This is a genomic window from Pseudomonas sp. HMWF032 (assembly GCF_003060885.1).
Classification (GTDB): Bacteria; Pseudomonadota; Gammaproteobacteria; order Pseudomonadales; family Pseudomonadaceae; genus Aquipseudomonas.
Genome location: NZ_QAIG01000005.1, coordinates 1020583 through 1042730, shown reverse-complemented (window position 1 = coordinate 1042730; position 22148 = coordinate 1020583). Strand labels below are relative to the sequence as shown.

16 protein-coding genes are annotated in these 22148 nt (G+C 61.3%); 9 read left to right on the top strand and 7 right to left on the bottom strand.

What is annotated here, in order from left to right:
• Positions 1 to 11: 11 nt before the first annotated feature.
• The 3 genes from DBR00_RS07585 (at position 12) to DBR00_RS07575 (ending at position 4504) form a co-directional block, all read left to right on the top strand.
• Positions 12 to 770, top strand: a complete 759-nt coding sequence (locus DBR00_RS07585; RefSeq protein WP_108485837.1) for an ABC transporter substrate-binding protein — start codon at positions 12 to 14, stop codon at positions 768 to 770.
• An 86-nt stretch (positions 771 to 856) separates the two neighbouring features.
• Positions 857 to 1765, top strand: coding sequence for a helix-turn-helix domain-containing protein (locus DBR00_RS07580; RefSeq protein WP_108485836.1), 909 nt, complete (start codon positions 857 to 859; stop codon positions 1763 to 1765).
• A 102-nt stretch (positions 1766 to 1867) separates the two neighbouring features.
• A complete protein-coding gene (locus DBR00_RS07575; protein ID WP_108485835.1) occupies positions 1868 to 4504 on the top strand; it encodes a DEAD/DEAH box helicase in 2637 nt (878 codons plus the stop codon).
• A gap of 7 nt (positions 4505 to 4511) precedes the next feature.
• Here the strand turns inward: DBR00_RS07575 and DBR00_RS07570 are convergent, their stop codons facing one another.
• Positions 4512 to 5018 carry a phosphate-starvation-inducible protein PsiE gene (locus DBR00_RS07570; RefSeq protein WP_177479929.1) on the bottom strand — a complete coding sequence of 169 codons (507 nt, stop codon included), beginning with the start codon at positions 5016 to 5018 and terminating at the stop codon, positions 4512 to 4514.
• Between the two features lie 289 nt (positions 5019 to 5307).
• Between DBR00_RS07570 and DBR00_RS07565 the strand changes: the two genes are divergently transcribed.
• A complete protein-coding gene (locus DBR00_RS07565) occupies positions 5308 to 5568 on the top strand; it encodes a YebG family protein (protein WP_108485834.1) in 261 nt (86 codons plus the stop codon).
• A gap of 61 nt (positions 5569 to 5629) precedes the next feature.
• Here the strand turns inward: DBR00_RS07565 and DBR00_RS07560 are convergent, their stop codons facing one another.
• Together DBR00_RS07560 and DBR00_RS07555 are read right to left on the bottom strand one after the other, a co-directional pair.
• On the bottom strand, positions 5630 to 6649 hold the full coding sequence (locus DBR00_RS07560) for a Glu/Leu/Phe/Val dehydrogenase dimerization domain-containing protein (protein ID WP_108485833.1): 1020 nt from the start codon (positions 6647 to 6649) through the stop codon (positions 5630 to 5632).
• 64 nt (positions 6650 to 6713) lie between these two features.
• A complete protein-coding gene (locus DBR00_RS07555) occupies positions 6714 to 7472 on the bottom strand; it encodes a hypothetical protein (RefSeq protein WP_108485832.1) in 759 nt (252 codons plus the stop codon).
• A 116-nt stretch (positions 7473 to 7588) separates the two neighbouring features.
• On the opposite strand from DBR00_RS07555, the gene DBR00_RS07550 reads away from it, so the two are divergent.
• Positions 7589 to 8392, top strand: a complete 804-nt coding sequence (locus DBR00_RS07550; protein ID WP_108485831.1) for a SirB1 family protein — start codon at positions 7589 to 7591, stop codon at positions 8390 to 8392.
• A gap of 9 nt (positions 8393 to 8401) precedes the next feature.
• Here DBR00_RS07550 and DBR00_RS07545 read toward each other — a convergent pair whose 3' ends face one another.
• The 3 genes from DBR00_RS07545 to DBR00_RS07535 form a co-directional block, all read right to left on the bottom strand.
• Positions 8402 to 10837: a LuxR C-terminal-related transcriptional regulator gene (locus DBR00_RS07545; RefSeq protein WP_158271552.1), complete on the bottom strand. Its 2436-nt coding sequence runs from the start codon at positions 10835 to 10837 to the stop codon at positions 8402 to 8404.
• Between the two features lie 248 nt (positions 10838 to 11085).
• Complete coding sequence (locus DBR00_RS07540) at positions 11086 to 12456, bottom strand: DUF1329 domain-containing protein (protein ID WP_108485829.1); 1371 nt, start codon at positions 12454 to 12456, stop codon at positions 11086 to 11088.
• Between the two features lie 28 nt (positions 12457 to 12484).
• On the bottom strand, positions 12485 to 14251 hold the full coding sequence (locus DBR00_RS07535; RefSeq protein ID WP_108485828.1) for a DUF1302 domain-containing protein: 1767 nt from the start codon (positions 14249 to 14251) through the stop codon (positions 12485 to 12487).
• A 565-nt stretch (positions 14252 to 14816) separates the two neighbouring features.
• Between DBR00_RS07535 and gcvH the strand changes: the two genes are divergently transcribed.
• The 4 genes from gcvH (at position 14817) to gcvT (ending at position 20813) form a co-directional block, all read left to right on the top strand.
• A complete protein-coding gene (gene gcvH, locus DBR00_RS07530; protein WP_108485827.1) occupies positions 14817 to 15200 on the top strand; it encodes a glycine cleavage system protein GcvH in 384 nt (127 codons plus the stop codon).
• Between the two features lie 9 nt (positions 15201 to 15209).
• Complete coding sequence (gene gcvP / locus DBR00_RS07525) at positions 15210 to 18062, top strand: aminomethyl-transferring glycine dehydrogenase (protein WP_108485826.1); 2853 nt, start codon at positions 15210 to 15212, stop codon at positions 18060 to 18062.
• Positions 18063 to 18256: 194 nt separating this feature from the next.
• Positions 18257 to 19633: an L-serine ammonia-lyase gene (locus DBR00_RS07520; RefSeq protein WP_108485825.1), complete on the top strand. Its 1377-nt coding sequence runs from the start codon at positions 18257 to 18259 to the stop codon at positions 19631 to 19633.
• Between the two features lie 55 nt (positions 19634 to 19688).
• Positions 19689 to 20813 carry a glycine cleavage system aminomethyltransferase GcvT gene (gene gcvT, locus DBR00_RS07515; protein ID WP_108485824.1) on the top strand — a complete coding sequence of 375 codons (1125 nt, stop codon included), beginning with the start codon at positions 19689 to 19691 and terminating at the stop codon, positions 20811 to 20813.
• A gap of 43 nt (positions 20814 to 20856) precedes the next feature.
• Here the strand turns inward: gcvT and DBR00_RS07510 are convergent, their stop codons facing one another.
• On the bottom strand, positions 20857 to 21990 hold the full coding sequence (locus tag DBR00_RS07510) for a M14-type cytosolic carboxypeptidase (RefSeq protein WP_108485823.1): 1134 nt from the start codon (positions 21988 to 21990) through the stop codon (positions 20857 to 20859).
• Positions 21991 to 22148 lie beyond the last annotated feature (158 nt).

Here is a 22148-nt window from a genome sequence, read left to right as displayed (position 1 = left end):
AGGTACGTTGCATGTCTTCTCGCCTGGGCAACGCGTTTGCGCTGATTTCCCTCTGTTTGCTCACGCCATCGGTGCTGCATGCAGACGCGAAGTGGGAGTCGCTGGACTTCATCACCGAAGAGTTCCCCCCCTACAACTACACCGAAAGCGGCATCGCCAAAGGTATTACCGTGGATATTCTGCTGGAGGCCGCTGCCATCGCCGGCCTACCCATTGGACGTCGGGACATTCGCTCGCTGCCCTGGGCGCGTGGCTACCAAATGGCGCGCAAGGGCCCTGGCGTGCTGCTGTTCTCCATGGCCCGCACCGATGAACGCGGCCCGCAGTTCAAATGGGTCGGGCCGATCATGCCCAGCCGCATCGTGTTATTGGCGCGCAAGGATCGCCAGTTACAAATCAAGCAACCGGCGGAACTCAGCGCCTACCGTATCGGCGTGATTCGCGATGATGCCAGCCACCAACTGCTTAATAAAATGGGCATCAGCGACAACCAATTGCAGATTTCTGCAAGCGCGATTCAGCTGGCCAACCTGCTGCATAACAGCCGCATCGACCTGTGGGCCTACAATGAAACCACCGCCTACTGGTTTATCCGCAATCTGGACATGCACAGCCACGACTTCGCCCCGGTGCATGTACTCAAGGAAAGCGCCATGTATTACGCCTTCAGCCTGGATACCGACGCAGTGCAACTGACCCGCCTGCAGAACGGCCTTAACGCACTGAAAAAACAGCCGCGTTACCAGGAAATCCTCGACAGCTACAAATAGTCGCGTCTTGCATAATCTTGCGCTTTTCTGCCGGCGGGGGCTGGCACGCATACATGCCGGGCGTAGCATAGGGTGACGGAGGATTTATGTCGCAACTTGAGCACCTACAGGTTTTCCAGAGCATGCACAGCTCGCCCAACACTCGCCTGCATCGCAGCGCCGAGCTGGGCGACGGGCTGGCGGCGGCCGTGTGGAGCAACCGCCATGATGCCCGCGACTACGAAGCCCCCAGCCATCACACGCTGTCCTGCTACCTGGCCGGCGGCACCGGCACCTTTCGCCGCGAAAGCCCGCACAGCAAAGGCGCGCCAGACAAACTGTGCATACTGCCGGCCGGGCATCAGTCGGAGTGGGTGATCAACGGGGAAATCCATCTGACCCATCTGTATATCAGCCAGGAGCAATTCGCCCTGTCGGCCGTCAACCTGCTGGACCGTGAGCCACGGGAACTGGAACTGCGCGAAGGCACCTTTCTCGATGACCCGCAGCAGGCCCAGCGTTTCCGTGAGCTCATCCAGCTGGATTGGCAGGAGCCCGCCGAGCGCCTGCTCAGCAGCAGCCTGGCCCACGGCCTGGTCAATCACGCGTTGCTGTCCCAGGTCGGCCGCCGCGATGGCCTGCGGTTGAACGGCGGCCTGGCCCCCAACCAGCGCCGCCGAGTACGCGAGTTTATCCAGGCCAACCTCAGTGAGCCACTTAGCCTGGGCCAGCTGGCCAGTGTCTGCGCGCTCTCCGAATACCACTTCGCGCGGATGTTCCAGCTCAGCTTCGGCCTGCCTCCGCATCGTTATGTGCTCGCGCAGCGCCTGCGCCATGGCCAGCAACTGCTGCAGCACAGCACCCTGGCACTGGCTGAAGTGGCCCTGGCCTGCGGCTTTGCCAGCGCCAGCCACTTTAACAACCGCTTCCGCCAGGCCTTCAGCGCCACGCCGGGGCAATACCGCGCCGCCCTGCAACGCCCCCACGCCAAGCAATATCTGCTTACCAACAGCTGAAAACTGCCTGCTAATCCCACGCTGGCTGTGTAAGAATCATCGGCTGCCTTCGAGAAAGCTGCCCATGCCACGATTCCTTCACTTGCCCGCCCGGTGCCCCTGATGGCCCTCGATATCCTGCATCTACGCCAGGAAGACTGGCGTGCAGAATTCGGCGTGGGCGATCTGCAGCGCGGTCAGGGTTATGCCGCCCAGGGGCGCAGCCGTTTGCTCAGCCTCAAGGACAGCACCCTGCTGGCCAGCTGCCGTGGCTCCGGTGCGCAAACCTACCAACAGCGCATCACCCTGCATCACTACGGCCAGGGCTGGGGCGTGACAGGCCATTGCAGCTGCCCAGTGGGCTTCAACTGTAAACACGTCGCCAGCGCCCTGCTCACCCTGCAACTGCAGCAGGAACAGGGCGTCGATCTGTCGCCGCTGATCGTCAGCAGCCCGCAGGCCCGCGAGGAGTACCTGGAGAATTTACAACCGGCGCCGGTGCTGAGCCTCGGCAGCCTGGTGCGCGTGCACTTTGACGCACGCAAGGGCCGTATGCAGGAGCAGACCCAGCATCGCGCTGCATTGGCCTTCGACTACCAGGGCCACCTGGCATCTGGCAAACAGGGTAAAGACCTGCTGATCAAACAGAGTGCCCAGCACAGCCTGCGCATCGTGCGCGATATCAGCACTGAAACCCAGCTGCGCAAACGCCTGGAACAAACTGGCCTGCAAGTGGCCCTGCGGCAGAGCGAAGCGCTACCGGAAAGCGCCGGAGAAGCCTACGAGCACCCCAATGAGGCGGCCTGGCTGCTGTTTGTCCGCGAGCAATTGCCGCGGCTGCGTGAGGAAGGCTGGCAGATCCGCATGCAGCCAGATTTCCAGTTCAACCTGGCGCAGGTCGATGACTGGTATGCCGAGGTCGAAGAAGACCCCGAACAAACCTGGTTCGACCTAGAACTGGGCATCGAGGTCGAAGGCCAGCGCATCAGCCTGCTGCCGATTTTGCTGCAGGCCATCCGCCAGAAGCCTTGGCTGCTCAATGGCGAAGCCCTGAACAAGCGCGATGATGACGAGGTGGTACTGGTCAGCCTGCCGCATCACCACAAACGCGCAGCATTACCGCTGGCACGACTGAAGCCGCTGCTGGCGACCCTCGGCGAGCTGTTTGTGCGCGAGCCGGGCGAGTCCAGCCAGCGGCTGCGCCTGTCACGGCTGGATGCTGCCCGCCTGAATCCCCTGCAAGAAGGCCCGGCCATCAGCTGGCAAGGCGGCGGCCAGCTGCGTGACTTCGCCGAACGCCTGCAGCGGCTGGACAGCGCCACCTTGCAGGCACCCGCCGGCTTAGAAGCAGAGCTACGACCCTATCAGCTGCAAGGTTTGGCCTGGATGCAGGGACTGGCCGAGCTGGAAGTCGGCGGCCTGCTGGCCGATGACATGGGCCTGGGCAAAACCCTGCAGACCCTCGGCCATATCCTCTGCGAGTACAACGCCGGACGGTTGCAGCAGCCGGCGCTGATCGTCATGCCCACCAGCCTGATCCCCAACTGGCAGGATGAAGCCGCGCGCTTCACCCCGCAGCTCAAGGTACTGGCCCTGCATGGGCCAAAACGCCGCACGCTGTTCAAGCAGATCGACGAACACCAGATCATCCTCACCACCTACGCCCTGCTACCACGCGACCTCAAAGCGCTGGCTGCCTACCGCTATCGCCTGCTGATTCTCGATGAAGCGCAGAACATCAAGAACCCACGCAGCAAGGCTGCCGTCGCTGCCGGGCAACTGCAGGCCGGGCAACGCCTGTGCCTGACCGGCACACCGCTGGAGAATCACCTGGGCGAACTATGGTCGCTGTTCAACTTCCTCATGCCCGGCTGGCTCGGCGACAGCAAGAGCTTTACCCGCGACTACCGCACACCCATCGAAAAAAATGCCAACGAGCAGCGCCTGGCGCACCTCACCGGGCGGATCAAACCCTTCGTGCTGCGGCGCACCAAGGAGCAGGTAGCCAGCGAGCTGCCGCCGAAAACCGAAATCACCCATTGGGTCGAACTCAGCGCGGCGCAGCGCGACCGCTACGAAACCTTGCGCCTGGCCATGGATCAGAAGGTTCGCGCGGAAATTGCCCGTCAGGGACTGGCGCGCAGCCAGATCGTGATTCTCGAAGCCCTTTTGCGCCTGCGCCAGGCTTGCTGCGACCTGCGTCTGCTCGATGAAAGCGGTGACAGCAGTCTGACCAGCCTGGATTCCGGCAAGCTCAGCGGTCTGCTGGAAATGCTTGAAGAGTTGTTCGCTGAAGGCCGGCGCGTGCTGCTGTTCTCGCAGTTCACCTCGATGCTGGCGCTGATCGAAGCCGAGCTGAAAACACGCAATATTCGCTACGCCAAGCTCACCGGCAGCACCCAGGACCGCCGCACCCCGGTGCAGCAGTTCCAGGCTGGTGAGCTGCCAATCTTTTTGATCAGCCTGAAAGCCGGCGGCGCAGGCCTGAACCTGACCGCCGCCGATACGGTGATCCACTTCGACCCCTGGTGGAACCCCGCCGCCGAAGCTCAGGCCAGCGACCGCGCCTACCGCATCGGCCAGGACAAGCCGGTGTTCGTCTACAAGCTGATCGCCCGTGGCAGCGTCGAAGAGAAAATCCAGCAGCTGCAACAAGCCAAGGCCAGCCTGGCCCGCGGCGTGCTGGAAGGCGGCAGCCAGACCCAGCTGCAGCTCAGCGAAGACGATCTGCAGGCGCTGTTTGCGCCGTTAAGCGACTGATCAGCAATCAATCATCGCTGTGCATGTCATCTTTCTCTGCCGCTTCATCAGCCGCATTACGTTTGCGCCGTGGCCCGTCGGCCTGCACCGCAGGAAAGCGCGAAGAGGCATAACGCACCACAAAGATTGCCACGGCGAGAAGCAGAATGGCCCCGGACACCATCACCACGCCCATGTCGGGTTTATGGTTGTGCGAAATGTCGGAAATCATCAGCCGGGTCAGCGCAGTAATCGCCACATAGATCATGAAGCGGATCGGCATGTGGTTGGTCTTGAAATAGATCCCCACCATTGCCGCCAATTCCAGGTAGATGAATAGCAACAGAATGTCATCGACCGTGATATGGCCCTTTTCCAGCATGCCAATAAAGGCCATCACTGCCGCCCAGGCGGTAATGGCACCGATGGCGAATAACGCCAGGTAGTGGAAGGCTTCCATCAACAGATTGCCCAACGACTCCGCCAGGCCATGCACCTCTTCACGCTTACGATTTGCCCAGTTGTTCTTGTTCACCACGCCGTCCCCATTAACCGTTGATCAGTTGTCTATCTCAACCTGCGCTGCAGATGCAAAGCTCAGGCCCGGAGTGATACAGATGCATGTCATTTCATCAAGGGCACACCTTGGTCAACTCTGGATGCGCAGGCAATATCGGCAGCATCACAGCCCGTGTCGCAAGCCAGGTTATAAGCCGATACAGCAATTGCTACTGGCAAAATGTCGGCGAGTTAATTATGCTCGCCACCACTGTACAAATAACCAGTTTTAGTAACCTACCAGCGTGAAGGCGTAGAGGTGATGAATGGCCGTCGAAGTGGTGTACCGCAGCAGCCGGGATTTGGAGCGTTTATTCATGGATAAAGCCGAAGCCGACCGTCATGACAAAATGCTCGAACTGGCCGAGCTACTCACCGAGGTGCTGCAGAAGGCCGTGCCATCGTTGAATGAAACCCAGGGTGAAGAGCTGGGAATTTATATGGCGAAGAACCGCGACATCTTCGCCAAGGCGTTCAAAAACCAACCCGACGCCTTGAGTGAACTGAGCGAGCCTGCAGCCGAGTAACGCCAGAAACACAGAGCCCCAGCCAATGACTGGGGCTTTGTGCTTCTGGCAACAGTCAAACTCAGCCATATAACAAGCGTTCGGCAATCGCATCAGCGACCCTTGCCGGCGGACGCTTGTCGGCTTGGGCATGACCATAGATCTCGGTCAGCCGCTGACTGATCTGTGTCAGGTGCGCGGTGATCACCGGCACAGGCTCACCCTGATGTTTCAGCGCCACGTAGATCAGACCGCCAGCGTTGATCACATAATCCGGTGCATAGAGAATCCCCCTCGCCTGCAAGCTGTCGGAGATGTCGGCACTGGCCAGTTGATTGTTGGCGGCCCCCACCACCGCCGAGCAGCGCAACTGAGCGACACTGCTCGCATGCAAAACTCCACCCAAACCGCAGGGCGCCAGGATGTCGCAGGGCGTGGCGAGCAAGGCTTCGCTGGCCACCGGTCGGGCGCCCAGTTGCTCGACCGCCCGCTGGACGCGACCTGGGTCCAGGTCACTGACCAATAGCTCAGCGCCGGCAGCATGCAGTTGCTCGGCCAGGGCGAAGCCGACATTGCCCAACCCCTGAATCGCCACCCGTAAGCCTTCCAGGTTGTCACTGCCGAGGCGCGCCAGGGCGGTGGCACGAATCCCGGCAAACACGCCCATGGCGGTGTACGGTGACGGATCACCCTCGGCCGTGGTGCTGGTGACATGCTGGGTGTGCTGGGCGATGCAGTCCATGTCGGCGCTGGACGTGCCGCTGTCCATCGCGGTGATGTAGTGGCCATTGAGGGTTTCGATAAACCGGCCAAAGGCTTCAAACACGGCGGCGCGGTTATCGACATGCGCGGGACGGATGATCACCGCCTTGCCGCCGCCCTGACGCAGGCCCGCCAATGCGGCCTTGTAGCTCATGCCCTTGGCCAGACGCAGGGCATCCTCGATGGCGCTCGTCTCGTTGGCATAGTTCAGGTAACGGCAACCGCCCAGCGCCGGGCCAAGGCGGGTGTTATGGATGGCGATAATCGCCTTGAGACCGGTCAGTGGATCCTCGGCGAAGTGCAGTGACTCCAGCCGGGCGGTTTCCATCATGGCGAACATGCTGTGGCTCCCGTACTGATTTGCCTGTCAGTATAGGCCGCTACCACTGAGGCGCTGGCACGCCTCAGTGAATCAGCAGGTTCACGATTTGCTCACTGTAGCGGCTCACCACAAACGGCAGAGAGCGCTCACGGTAATTCAGCAGTGGCTGCTCAATATAGTTCCAAATCACCCGCACCTGTCCCAACCGGGCCTGCAGTTCAGCATGCGTATCCGGTGCCTGCTGCAGCTGAACCAGTCGCTCACTGAAACGCTTGGTCAGGGCATCCACCGGCTCACTCAGCGCCTGAGTACTGTCATACACAGCCGCGCCGGCATCCCAACTGGCCGCCTCGCGTACATATTCGGCAGCAATCTGCTGCATCAACACCGCCTGACGCAGCGCCATGCTCGTCGGCGTCTCAGTCAAGTGTGTCTGAAGCTGGCGGTTGCGTTGCACCAGGTCATAAGCGCTCTGCGACAAGTCATCCAGGGCATGAAAGCCCATGTTCTCAACGCCTAGCTGAGCATTGCTGAGCACCAACGCCTGCAAACGCTGTGCGACCGGCTGCAACTCAAGCGCCAAGTGTGCCGCTGGCTCTGTCTCGATCAGGGCAGCCTGCTCGGCCTGCAACTGCTGAAAATGACGCACGTTTACCTGCAGCCGCTGCTGCACATCTGGGTCACCCTGTTCCAGGCGTAGCAGGTGAAACAGGGTCAGCACACGGTAGGTCGAAAGCTCCTGTGCCAGCAGGTTGTCCTGCAGGGACTGCGCAGCACTGAGCCAGGAGCTGCTGAACATTAGCAGCAGTGACAAAACAGCATGACGAAGCACGACGAGCATCCTCGATTTCCTTATTTCGGGGGATCGCCGCGGAACTTGGCACAGGGCCGGCACAACAATGTACTGGACGAAGGTTAGGTGCTTGACTACAAAGGCATAAACCTTGGGAGCAGCCCATGACCCCTCGCGCCGCCTGCCTTGCCTGCCTGCAGCAACAACCGCCCGCGCTGTTTGAAGCGGCGGTGTGGATCGCCGTGGAACACCAGCCACACCTGCAGCCGAACGAGGTGATGCAGCAACTGGGCAACCTGCAACAACAAGTGCTGCAGGGGCTGCCCGAACTGCCCAGCCAGGAATTGGCGCAAGCGCTGGTGCGCCGACTCACTGAGCTGGATTTTCAGGAGGATGATGAGTATCCGCTGCGCCCCCAGGCGGCACTGCTCAATTGCGTGCTGAGCCGTCGCCGTGGCCAGCCCCTGTCATTGGCGCTGCTCAGCCTAGAATTGGCCAGACGCTTGGCCATTCCCCTGCAAGGCATCAACTTTCCCGGACATTTTCTACTCCGGGTACCGGGAGCGGATCACCTGCTCGACCCCTGTAGCGGACGACGGTTGTACACCCGAGAATGCAGGGAACTGCTGCAACGCCAACAAGGCCCGAAAGCGCAATTGACGGCCAGCCACCTGCAACCCATTGATGCGCACAGCCTGCTGCAGCGCCTATCACGCAACTTGCGCCACCTGCATCAGATATCCCACGAGCCGCTTGCTGCACTTCGCGACGCCGAGCGCGCCCTGCAGCTCGGCTCACCCTGCTTGGCTGATCACCTGGCCCGGGCCGACATCTACCAGATACTCGACTGCCCGCAGGGTGAGCGCTTCGATCTGCAACGCGCCCTGCTGCTCTGCGATGATCTGGCACAACGTCTGCACCTTAGCCAGCGGCTGCGCCAACTCAGCGCCAGCCCGGCACTGCATTGAGTGTTGGCGCTAAAAAAAGCCCAGCGCCTTGGCCTTGGCCACGGCCTGAGTACGTCGTGCGACGCCCAGTTTGCCGTTGATCCGGCGGGCGTGAGTCTTGACGGTATGCAATGAGATAAATAGCTGCTCAGCCACCTCCTGGTTGGAGAGTCCCTGGGCGATCAGGCGCAATACCACCAGTTCACGGCTGCTGAGTGCACTGGTGCGCGCCACCGGATGAACGGCCACATCGTCCGCGCACAGCACCTGCCACCATGGATGCTGATAGCCCAGACGCATCTTCAGGGCTTCACCGTTCTGCCGAGCCTGGTCGGCACTCACCTGATCGCCTGCGTCAGCGCATACCTCGGCATAGCGTATCCACAGCTCACTGGCTAACGCCTGACGCCCCTGACTCAGTGCTTGCTCCAGCAAGCGCTGCAATGGCTGGCGAATGTCGGCACCATCCACACGATCCAGTTGTAGAAGAAACGCCTGAAAACGTGGAATCAACTCCGGGAAATTCGGCGTAGGCAGAATGGCCTTGACCCGCTGCGAATAACCCAGCACCCGTGTCGCCGCCAACCGTGCACGCTCACGGTGGCCCTGCGCTAACCACAAGTGGCAACTGGCCAACAGCAGGGTCCCACGGTACAGCGTTTCATGCACACGCTGGCGTTGCATCAAGCGTTCAGCCTGCGCCAAACGAGCAAATGCAGAAGCAATGTCCCCCTGCCCCATGGCCAGCTCGGCCAGGCCAAGATACCCCTGGAAAGCAGCCGGATCACCGTAGTCGAGCGCCTGCTCCAGGCCACTCTGAAAGTAGTTTGCGGCCGCATCAGCACGCCCCTGGCGCAACAGCAAACGACCCAGTCGCAAACCAATGCGCGCTTGCACCGGGGTCTGACGCAGCGTGTTGGGGGCCGTACCGGCCAGCACGCGCAGCAGCAACGCCTCGGCACGGGCAAACTCACCACGGGTCTCCAGCAGCAAGGCGTGATCAAGTTCCAGCAAAGCCTCAAAAACAGCGTTGCCATGCTGTCGCGCCTGCTTCAGCGCCTCGAAGCTGAGCTTCTGGGCTGTCTCCAACTGGCCCTCACCGATGGCTACCAGGGTCAGCGCCGAGCGGCACAGCAATGCCTGCGCCCAGGCACTGTGCGGCAGGCCTTGCAAAGCCTCATGCAAATGCGTGCGGGCATCGACGGCGCACAATCGACCATAGGCGATGATGCCCTGAATCGCTTGCCAGTGCGCAAACAGCTCACGGGTACGCGGCCCATCACTGCGCGGCTGGAAACGGGCCAATTCGTTGATGCAGGCTTGCGCCTCATCCAGTCGCCCGACCAGCAGCAGAACCCAGGTATTGAGCAGGATCAGCCGCGGCGTGCTGTACAACAGACTTTCGGGCAACTCGCTACGCCAGCGCAGAATCAGCGCCAGATCTTGCCCCTGCAGCACCTGCTCTTCGGTAAAGCGTTCCAGAAAACTGCTGGCCACCTCAGGCTGCCCTGCCAGCAGGGCATGCTCGACCGCCGCTGGAATATCACCGTGGGTGGAAAACCATTGGCTCGCATGTACATGCAACGCATTGCAGGGCAACTGCCCGGTCTGGCGTTGCAGCAGGCGAGCCAACGGCGCAAAGAGCGTGAACCAGCCCTTGGCGGTATCAAGCTCCTGCATAAACACACCGCGATCGAGCAAAGCGCGTAGCCACAATGCCCCGTCACCTGCACCAAACAGGTGGTCACAGAGCGCCAGATTGAATCGCGGCAAACGCGCCAATTGGATCAGCACTTGGCACAACTCATCCGGAAGGTGTTGCAACACCTCACGGTTCACATAGTCGCTGAGTAACGGCTCATGCTCAGCATCCAGCGGTGTTGTACCGGCAGCATCAGCCTGCACCGCCAACATGCGCAAGCGCAGCGCGGCGGGCCAGCCCTCAGTCAAGGTATACAGGTCTTGCGCCCACGCACTGCAGGCCGGCTGCCAGTGCCCCAGCCAGGCCACGACCTCATCCGGAGTAAATGCCAGGTCGGCTGCGCCGATTTCCAGCAATTCCCCCTCCAGCAATAGACGGGAAAGGTTACAGGCCGGGCGGCGCCGGCTGCCCAGCCACCAGCCGATCCCCTCAGGGGTCGCATCAAGTAGCTGATTGAGGAACAGGTCAAGCGCCGGATCAGGCTGCGCTGGATAATCATTGAGCATGATCCAACAACGCCTTGGGTCCTGTGCCAGGCAATTGAGCACATCATGCGATGACAGTGCAGGCGGGTAACCGAGCCATTTACCCAACTGCTGCGCCAGTTGTTCGACATTGCCGCCATAGGCCGCACCATTGAGCCAGAACACTGGGCAGTCCGCCGCAGACTCACGTGCGCAGTCTGCCAGCAGAACACTCTTGCCATAGCCGGCCGGCCCGACCAGCAGGCGCAAGCGGCAGGGTTGCTGCAACAGACGCTGCAACAGGCTGCGCCGTATCAGATGCCCGGGCGGAGGCCTAGGTATACCGCCACACGCAGGCGCAGCGGCACTCGGCAAGGAAGACGCTAAAGCGTTCATGTCGGCTCGTTTTATTGTTCTACAAGAACCGGATAATCGCAGGCTAACTCCCTGCTTCTGCGCATCACAGCTCTATCACCCGAGCTGATGGCAGGCGATAAAAAAGGCGGCCCGCAGGCCGCCTGATCACATGACAACAACTGCAACGTGGCTCAACGCACGCCTGAGCTGCGCAGGGCAGCCGGTGTGTAGTCCGCTGCCGAAGCCTTGAAACCAAAGTTGTAGGCCGTCTTTTCCTCGTTCTTCATGCCCAGAGCCAGGTAACGGCCTGCCACTAGGTCATACAGGGCTTCCAGGGTGTAACCGGGCACCTGATGGTTGAAGTACTGCTGGGCATGACCTTCGGCGACCCGCCAGAGTTGACCACGACCGTCGTAGTGATCGACCAGGGCGATTTGCCAACTGTCTTCGTCCACATACATATGCCGCTTGGCATAGATATGCCGCTCACCATCCTTCAGCGTGGCCACCACTTCCCAGACGCGGTGCAGCTCATAACGGGTCAGGTCCTGGTTGATATGGCCCGCTTTGAGCACATCGTCATAGGACAGTGCAGGCGAATCGAGCTTGAAGCTGTTGTAGGGAATGTACATCTCCTTCTTGCCCACCAACTGCCAGTCATAGCGGTCAGGCGCACCGGAGAACAGGTCGAAGTTGTCCGCCGTACGCATGCCGTCCGACGCGGTACCCGGACCGTCGTAGGCCACCTGTGGCGCACGCCGTACACGACGCTGGCCGGCATTGTAGATCCACGCCAGACGCGGCTCTTTCACCTGATCAATGGTCTCGTGCACCAGCAGCACGTTGCCTGCCAGACGCGAAGGCGCAGTCACCCGCTGTTTGAAGTACAGCAGGATGTTGCTGCCTTTGGCCGGATCGAGGTCAGGCATGTCCGCCGGGAAAGCCACTTCATCCTCGAACTTCACCAGGCTGTAGGAGCCATTGGTTTGCGGTGTGGCCTGAGTAACAACCCGGCGCGTGTTACCGCCGCGGTAACGGGTGATGTGGTTCCACACCACCTCCACCCCAGTTTTGGGGATTGGAAAGGCGTAGTAGCGGCTGGCATTGAAGTTCTGCAGGCCGTTGCCACCATCTACCGGCACGGTATTGACCGCACTGAGCTTGGCGGCCTCGGCGATTTTCGCGGGGACTGCGGCACTGCGGCGTGTTGGATAGACCGGAATCTTGTAACTCTCCGGGTAGCGCTTGAACATGGCCAACTGGCCTGCCGACAGTTTGTCCTTGTACTGCTCGGCATTGGCTGCAGTGATGGTAAACAGTGGCTGGTCACTGGCGTAGGGATCAGCCAGGAAGCCCTTTTCGTCTACGGCGGCAGCGGTGGTGGAAAGTCCGCCGCCCCAGGCCGGGATACTGCCATCGGCATTGCCCGCCATTTCGGCGCCCAGCGGCGTCAGGCTGACACCCAGTTGCGCCGCTTCCTGTTCCGAGACTGCCGCCATCACACTGCTGGCCAGCAGGCCCATTGCCAGCGCCCCAGCTTGCAGGATTCTTGTGCTTTTCATGGTGTACGGATCCTTTGCACTGTGTTGATCAGAAATTCACGCCGAAACTAAGCGCAACAAAGTCGCGGTCAGTGGTCGTGTTGTAGTCGCCACCGAAAAAGTCGGTGTAACTCAGGCTGGCCGTGTACGTGTTCTGGTAATCGGCATTGAGCGCCAGGCTGATAGCCTTGTTGCCTTCGCTGAAGTTCGGCCCGTAGCCATCCACGTCATGCGACCAGGCAACACTCGGCGACAGGTTGATACCTGCGAACACGTTGCTGTAGTCCAGGCTCGCCCGAGCCCGGTAACCCCAGGAGTTCGAGGTGTAAAAGCCATCACCCTGGCACTCATCAGGATTGGCGGCGTTGAAGGCCGCACAGATGCCGGCAGCACGGTATTCACCCGGCCCGTAAATCGGATCACGACCAAAACGCAGCTCACCGACATCGTCACTGATGCCGTTGACATGGTTGAAACCCACTTCCCCCACCAGGGTCAAGCGGCTGGCACCCAGCACACGGTCGATGAACTGCACGGCCGACAACTGAGCCTGGGTCACGGCACGGCGGTCATAGCCATGCAGATCAGCACCGGCAACGTTCTGCGCGTGACCGGTGGTAAATACCGGGCTGAACGGCAGCCCCAGCGCACCAAAGGACAGGTCCGTGGAGTTGATCTGCAGCGGCATATTCGGGCGGTAGCTGACTTCACCAGACAGGGCCGTGCCACTGAGATTGGTCTGGAAGCTCAAACCATACAGACGAATGTCTTCCGGATACTCGATGAAATAGCGCGCATTGGGCGCGCCGGGGATGAAGGTGGCAAAGTTCGGCGTTGTCGTGCGAATGGTGCTGAACACCGGACCACGGCTGTGATAGTTCATCGCATAGGCACCGAACTCGGTGTCATTCAGCGACTCGGCAAACCAGCGCAGGGCAATGCCATACTGGCCGTCATCGCGGGCATCGCGATCGCCGGCGCGCGGGATATAGGCGTTGTCCACAAAGGCGTTTCTCGACACCCCTGGCGCCAGGTCAGGCCCCAGTACGGTCAAGCGGTCGTCACAGCCATCAGCCAGTACATCGGAGCTGGAGAAGAACGTGCCGCAGTTATCCACGACCGTCTGGTCCCACTCCAATTGGTAGAAGGCTTCCATGCTCAGGGTGTCCGTCAGGCTCTGCGACACATAAAGCATGTTGACCGGAATCAGCCCTTCCTTGATTTCAGCGCCCGGACGACGGAATGCCGCCACATCGACAGGGTTGATGGCGTTGATGCTGTTACCAATAAAGGTACTCTCGCCCCAACTGACCACCTGCTTACCCACACGCACGCTGCCAGGCAGGCTACCCAGGTTGTAATTGTGGTAGAGGAACGCATCGAGAATCTCAGCGCCCGACGACTGTGCGGCAGTTTTACGGTTGCTGTCCTGAATGTCGTAGAACTCGCGGCCTTCATCCTTGGTTTCAAAGTCGTACCAGTACTTGCCGCGGATAAACACGCCGGTATCGCCATACTTGACTTCCAGGTCATGGATACCCTTGAAGATCTTCGAGAAGGTCTTGCCCTTCTCGAAGTTCAGCCGGCCATCGTCGGAAGTCCGTGAGGACGCCTGGCCACCGCTGGCGGTGGAAATAAAGTCCCGATCGGCATCACGCACCGACCAGCTGGCCCCCACCGACAGCGACGAGTCGAACTGCGCTTCGACCTCACCAAAGTTGAATGTGACGGCCTGGACAGGCGCAACACAGCCAATCGCGATGGCAACCGCCAACACGCTGGGCTGGAAGATGGCATGTCTTGTTGTTGTTCTCATGCGGCTCTCCTGGAAAGCGATTTCGTGTAGAGCCACCACGCTAACCAGCCACAAACCAAGGGATAAGCGCCCGAAAGAGGTATTTGCCCTGTCAGCCGAAAGAGTGAATCACCCTCTGGCCGGCCCCTCTGAGGCCATCTCATGGCGCATTTCAATGGCTCCGCATAACCTGGACGAATAGCCCATTACCGCGCGCAGGGCTCTGCACTCATCCACGCCTGCTCAGGCGCATTGCGCAACCGCACCATGCGCATATCACGCGGCCGGCCATCAGTACGTACTCAATTCGTTACAGCGTAATGAAAGCGACACAAAGCGTTCAGCCCGCGACAACCGGGCCTTGTCCCCCGCGATGCGCGACCAGCCCGCACGTCGCGTATCGATTTCGCTACAAAAGTCAAAATTCACCACCCCAGAAATAAACATAAGCCTTTGTTTTTATTGATAAAAATCATAATGGCACTAGCTTTGCTAAGGCCTTCCTACATTCAGCGCGCGCCCTACGCGCGCGCCCAGCACATCGCCCCCAGCAGAAAGGGCGAGTCAACACCCTTGAGGAGTACACATGAGCGAGTTGCGTTTTACCGCCGAGCACGAATGGCTGCGTCAGGATGCCGATGGTCTGGTTACCGTGGGCATCACCGCCTATGCCCAGGACGCCCTGGGTGACGTGGTCTTCGTCCAGCTGCCAGAGGTACAGCGCTACGCCGAGGGTGACGAAGTGGCCGTGCTGGAATCGGTAAAAGCCGCCAGCAACATCGCCATGCCGCTGGACGGTGAGGTGGTTGAGGTCAATGGCGAGCTAGAATCCAGCCCTGAGCTGGTCAACGAAGACCCCCTGGGCAAAGGCTGGTTCTTCCGTTTCCGCCCGGCCAATGCCAGCGCCGTTGCCGACCTGCTCGACCTGGCCGCTTACGAGCGCCTGCTCAACGCCAATGCTGACGCCTGAGAGATTGTGATGACCAAGCTGACCACCCAGAACGAATTTATCGCCCGCCACATCGGCCCACGTGACGCAGACACGGCGGCCATGCTCGACCTGCTCGGCTACGCCAGCATCGACGCGCTGACCGATAACGTCATCCCCGACAGCATCAAAGGCACAAGCATCCTCGGCGCACAGCCGGGCCTGTCGGAAGCCGACGCACTGGCCAAGATCAAAACCATCGCGGCCAAGAACCAGCAGTTCAAAACCTTTATTGGTCAGGGTTACTACGGCACCCACACGCCGAGCCCGATCCTGCGCAACCTGCTGGAAAACCCGGCCTGGTACACCGCCTACACCCCCTACCAGCCAGAAATTTCCCAAGGCCGTTTGGAATCGCTGCTGAACTTCCAGACCCTGATCAGCGACCTCACCGGCATGCAGATCGCCAACGCCTCGCTGCTGGACGAAGCCACTGCCGCTGCCGAAGCCATGACCTTCTGCAAACGCCTGTCGAAGAACAAGGCCAGCAACGCCTTCTTCGCCTCCCAGCATTGCCACCCGCAAACCCTCGACGTGCTGCGCACCCGTGCCGAGCCACTGGGCATTGAGGTGGTCATCGGCGACGAAGCTGCGATCACTGACGCCAGCGCCTACTTCGGCGCGCTGCTGCAATACCCGGCAAGCAATGGCGACATCTTCGACTACCGCGAACTGGTTGAACGCTTCCACGCCGCCCATGCGCTGGTGGCCGTGGCCGCTGACCTGCTGGCCCTGACCCTGCTCACTCCGCCGGGCGAATTCGGTGCCGACGTGGCCCTGGGCAGCGCGCAGCGTTTCGGTGTGCCGCTGGGCTTTGGTGGCCCACACGCCGCCTACTTCGCCACCCGCGATGCATTCAAGCGTGACATGCCAGGCCGCCTGGTCGGCATGTCCATCGACCGTTTCGGCAAGCCGGCCCTACGCCTGGCCATGCAAACCCGCGAGCAACACATCCGCCGCGAGAAGGCCACCAGTAACATCTGCACCGCGCAAGTGTTGCTGGCCAACATCGCCAGCATGTACGCCGTGTACCACGGCCCGAAAGGCCTGACCCAGATCGCCCAGCGCACCCACCAGTTCACCGCGATCCTGGCCAAAGGCTTGCGTGCATTGGGTTACAGCGTTGAACAGGCATTCTTCTTCGACACCCTGACCCTGGCCACTGGCGGCAAGACCGCGGCCCTGCACGCTGCTGCGCGCAATGCCGGGATCAACCTGCGTGAAATCGACGGCGAGCGTCTGGGCCTGTCCCTCGACGAAACCACCGACCAAACGGCCGTTGAAGCGCTGCTGGCGGTATTCGCCGAAGGTAAGACCGTTCCAGCCTTCGCGGAACTGGCGGCTGGCGTGATCGCCCAACTGCCGCAAGGCCTGCTGCGCGAATCGGAAATCCTCAGCCACCCGGTGTTCAATCGCTACCACAGCGAAACCGAGCTGATGCGTTACCTGCGCAAGCTGGCCGACAAGGACCTGGCGCTGGACCGCAGCATGATTCCGCTGGGTTCCTGCACCATGAAGCTCAACGCCGCCAGCGAAATGATCCCGGTGACCTGGGCCGAATTCGGCAACCTGCACCCCTTCGCCCCGGCCGAGCAAAGCCAAGGCTACAGCCAACTGACCACTGAACTGGAAGCCATGCTCTGCGCGGCCACCGGTTACGACGGCATTTCCCTGCAGCCGAACGCCGGCTCGCAAGGTGAGTACGCCGGTCTGATGGCCATTCGTGCCTATCACCTGAGCCGTGGCGATGATCAGCGCGACATCTGCCTGATCCCACAATCGGCTCACGGCACCAATCCGGCCACCGCCAGCATGGTCGGTATGCGCGTCGTCGTGACCGCCTGCGACAGCAGCGGCAACGTGGATATCGCCGACCTCAAGGCCAAGGCCGAAGAGCACAAAGAACGCCTCGCCGCGATCATGATCACCTACCCGTCGACCCACGGCGTGTTTGAGGAAGGCATCCGCGAAATCTGCGCGATCATTCACGACAACGGCGGTCAGGTGTACATCGACGGCGCCAACATGAACGCCATGGTCGGCCTGTGCGCCCCGGGCAAGTTCGGCGGCGACGTGTCCCACCTGAACCTGCACAAAACCTTCTGCATCCCGCACGGCGGTGGTGGCCCAGGTGTCGGCCCGATTGGCGTGAAAGAGCACCTGATTCCGTTCCTCCCTGGCCACGGCCACATGGCCCGCAAAGAAGGGGCCGTCAGCGCCGCGCCGTTCGGCAGCGCCAGCATTCTGCCAATCACCTGGATGTACATCAGCATGATGGGCGGCGAAGGCCTCAAGCGCGCCTCGCAAATGGCCATCCTCAACGCCAACTACATCGCCCGCCGCCTGGAAGAGCACTACCCCGTGCTGTACTCGGGCAGCAACGGCCTGGTGGCGCACGAGTGCATTCTGGATATCCGCCCGATCAAGGACAGCACCGGCATCAGCGTTGACGATGTGGCCAAGCGCCTGATCGACTTCGGTTTCCATGCGCCGACCATGTCCTTCCCGGTGGCTGGCACGCTGATGATCGAGCCGACCGAGAGCGAATCCAAGGAAGAACTGGACCGCTTCTGCGACGCGATGATCGCCATCCGCAACGAGATTCGTGCGGTGGAAGCGGGCCAGTTGGATGCCAACGACAACCCGCTGAAAAATGCTCCGCACACTGCCCTGGAACTGGTCGGCGAGTGGACCCACGCCTACAGCCGCGAGCAGGCCGTGTACCCGGTAGCCAGCCTGATCGAGGCCAAGTACTGGCCGCCGGTCGGCCGCGTGGACAACGTGTTCGGCGACCGCAACCTGGTCTGTGCCTGCCCGTCCATCGAGGCGTATCAGGACGCCTGATGCAGCAAAGCCGTCCCCCCGACTGCGGGCGGGACGGCTCACTGCATGGATTACCCCGCACCTGTCGACTCCCCCTCACGGGGCGGGTTAGTTGCACCCACAAGAACAACATGCTGCCCCAGTTACCCCGTCACTGTTGTGTTTGAGTGCCGGTCTAAGCTGAACAGTTGAAGAGCCACAACGTGGAGCGAATCATGTCACTCAGCGTTTTTGACCTGTTCAAGATCGGCATTGGCCCCTCCAGCTCACATACCGTGGGCCCGATGCGAGCCGCTGTGCGCTTTGCCGAAGGCTTGCGCCGCGATGAGCTGCTGAGCAACACCGCAAGCATCAAGGTTGAGCTGTATGGCTCACTCGGCGCCACAGGCAAGGGCCATGGCAGTGACAAAGCCGTGCTGCTCGGCCTGGAAGGCGAACAGCCGGACACGGTCGACACCCGCAACGTTGACGCGCGCCTGGCGGCGATTCGCAGCAAGGGCGAACTCAAGCTGCTCGGCGAAAAGCCCATCCATTTTGTCGAGAAGCAGCACCTGGCGATGATCCGCAAGCCGCTGCCCTTCCATCCCAACGGCATGATCTTTCGCGCCTTCGACGCCGCCGGCTTGCAGATCCGCTCACGCGAGTACTACTCGGTGGGGGGCGGCTTCGTGGTCGATGAACAAGCCGCCGGAACCGACCGGATTGTCGAAGACAGCACCGTGCTGCAATACCCCTTTACCACCGGCAAGCAGCTGCTGGCCCACTGCGCCGAACACAGCCTGAGCATCAGTCAGGTGATGCTGGCCAATGAAGCCGCCTGGCGACCGGAAGCCGAGACCCGCGCGCGTCTGCTGCAGATCTGGCAGGTGATGCAGGACTGCGTCAGCGCCGGCTGCCGCACCGAAGGCATCATGCCCGGCGGGCTCAAGGTCAAACGCCGCGCCGCCGACCTGCACCGGCAACTGTGCCAGCACCCGGAAGCCAGCCTGCGCGACGCCTTGAGCGTGCTCGACTGGGTCAACCTCTACGCCCTGGCGGTAAACGAGGAAAACGCCAGCGGTGGCCGCGTGGTGACCGCTCCCACCAACGGGGCAGCCGGGATCGTGCCGGCGGTGCTGCATTACTACAGCCGCTTTATCCCCGGCGCCAACGACGACGGCGTGGTGCGTTTTCTGCTCACCGCCGCCGCCATCGGCATCCTTTACAAAGAGAACGCCTCGATCTCCGGCGCCGAAGTCGGCTGTCAGGGCGAAGTCGGCGTGGCCTGCTCAATGGCTGCGGGGGCCTTGTGTGAAGTGCTCGGCGGCAGCGTCAATCAGGTGGAGAACGCCGCCGAAATCGGCATGGAACACAACCTCGGCCTGACCTGCGATCCCATTGGCGGTCTGGTGCAAGTGCCGTGCATCGAACGCAACGCCATGGGTTCGGTAAAGGCCATCAACGCCGCACGCATGGCCCTGCGCGGCGACGGCCAGCACTTTGTCTCGCTGGATAAAGTGATCCGCACCATGCGCCAGACGGGTGCCGACATGAACAACAAGTACAAGGAAACCGCTCGCGGCGGTCTGGCCGTCAATATTGTCGAGTGTTAACGCCTCGACCCTGAATCTCTATCCGTCATACAGACACTTAGCTTTGGAGAACCGCATGACCACCGAAACCCTGGCGAAAACCCCGCTCCACGCCCTGCATCTCGAACTGGGCGCACGCATGGTGCCGTTCGCCGGCTACGACATGCCGGTGCAATACCCGCTGGGTGTGATGAAGGAGCACCTGCACACCCGCGACGCCGCCGGCCTGTTCGATGTGTCGCACATGGGGCAGATCGTCCTACGCGGCGCAGAGGCTGCCAAAGCCCTGGAAACCCTGGTGCCGGTGGACATCATCGACCTGCCCGTGGGTCTGCAACGCTACGCCATGTTCACCGATGAAAACGGTGGCATCCTTGATGACCTGATGGTCGCCAACCTGGGTAACGATACGCTGTTCCTCGTGGTCAACGCCGCCTGCAAGGACCAGGACCTGGCTCACCTGCAACAGCACATTGGCAGCCAGTGCGAAATCGAAAGCCTGTTCGAAACTCGCGCCCTGTTAGCGTTGCAAGGCCCGAAAGCCGTCGATGTACTGGCGCGCCTGGCCCCGGAGGTGGCGAAAATGACCTTTATGCAATTCGCCCCGGTGCGCCTGCTGGGTGTCGACTGCTATGTCAGCCGCTCCGGTTATACCGGTGAAGACGGCTTCGAAATCTCTGTGCCGAGCGAGCACACCGAAACCCTGGCGCGCAGCCTGCTGGCCGAAGCAGAAGTCGAGGCCATCGGCCTCGGCGCACGCGACTCGCTGCGCCTGGAAGCGGGCCTGTGCCTGTACGGCCACGACATGAGCACCAGCACCACGCCGATCGAGGCCAGCCTGCTGTGGGCCATGTCCAAGCCACGCCGCGCCGACGGCGCACGCGCGGGTGGTTTCCCCGGTGCCGAGCGGATCTTCGCCCAGCAACAGCAAGGCGTGGCCAGCAAGCGCGTCGGCCTGCTGCCGCAGGAACGTGTACCGGTACGTGAAGGCGCGGAAATCGTCGATGCCGACGGCAATGTGATCGGTTCAGTGTGCAGTGGCGGCTTCGGCCCGACCCTGGCTGCTCCAGTGGCCATGGGCTATGTGCAGAGCAGCCATATCGCCGTGGATACCGAGGTATGGGCCATGGTACGTGGCAAGCGCGTAGCGATGAAAGTGGCAAAAACGCCGTTTGTACCGCAGCGCTACTACCGCGGCTGAAACAGCCTAAAAGCAGCCCGGTTGTCCCCGGGCTGCTGGTCTGCTACTCGCGCAGCTGCCCGACCATCGCGGCAGCCACGCTGAGCACATCCTTGCCCAGCTGCTTGGAACGCGCGCCGTTCCATCCCGTGCTCGGGTTAGGTCGGTCGTCGTGATCCTTGAACGGCATCTCGATGGTAAATGCCAGACAATCGAACTCCAGCCCTACGGCATTGCAGGCCAGCGTGGTATTGGCCTGGCCGGGCTCATCCCGCGGGTAGCCAAAGGCCGTCTGGAACTCAGCCCCACGCTGCACAAGCAACTGCTTGAACTGCTCTTCGAGCCACTCCAGACGCGGGCTGTAGCCGGGGTTGCCCTCACAGCCCGCGGCGAAAACGTGAGGAATCTCCTCATCACCGTGGATATCCAGAAACAGATCCACACCCACCGCACGCATCTGCTGCTGGACGAAGTACACCTCGGGGCTGTCCGCCTCAGTGGCTGACTGCCACGCGCGGTTAAGGTCGCGACCGGCATAGTTGGTGCGCAGGTGGCCACGGTAGGCACCATCCGGATTCATGTTCGGCACCAGGTACAACTCAGCCTGCTCCAACAGCGCGTTCAGCTCGGCGTCATCCGCCTGCTGCAGGCGCTCGATCAACCCTTCCATAAACCATTCAGCCATGTGCTCGCCGGGGTGCTGCTGGGCAATCAACCAAATCTTGCGCGGTGCCTGTGGATTACGGCGGATGCGCAGCACCTCGATGGCGCGCCCTTCAATGCTACGTCCCGTGGCAAACAGTTCAGCCCCGGCCAAACGCTGCGCATCGGCAATCAGCTGGTCATGCCGCGCCCGGCTGTAAGGCTCGAAGTAGGCAAACCAGACCTGCGCCTGTTGCGGCTCAATGTCGAAGTTCAGCGCGCCCGCGTCAAAGCGGCTGGGCACTCGAAACCAGGTACGCTGATCATAGGACGCCACCGCGTGGTAGCCGCTCCAGGCATTCTTGTACGACGACTGCCCGGCATTGCTCAGGCTGAAGCCGTAACGCTGGCCCGGCTGCACGCCCTCGACCTTGAAATGGAACCACTGAAAATGCGCGCTGTTGAGATCAGGACGAATCGCCAGCTGTACTTGCTGTGGGTTGCTGGCGTCGATGACCTCAATGTTGCCGCTGTCGAAATTGGAGCTGATCTGCATGGGTGCCTCGCAGGCCGGTGGTGGCAATTGGCTGCAAGAATCGCAGCTCTCCCCACGCAAGGAAACGCAGCAGGCGACAAACTGATATGAATTGCACACGGGCGCAACTTGCCGGCGCACGGGCAGTGTGCTGTTAACGACCGACTCAGGTACAGGAG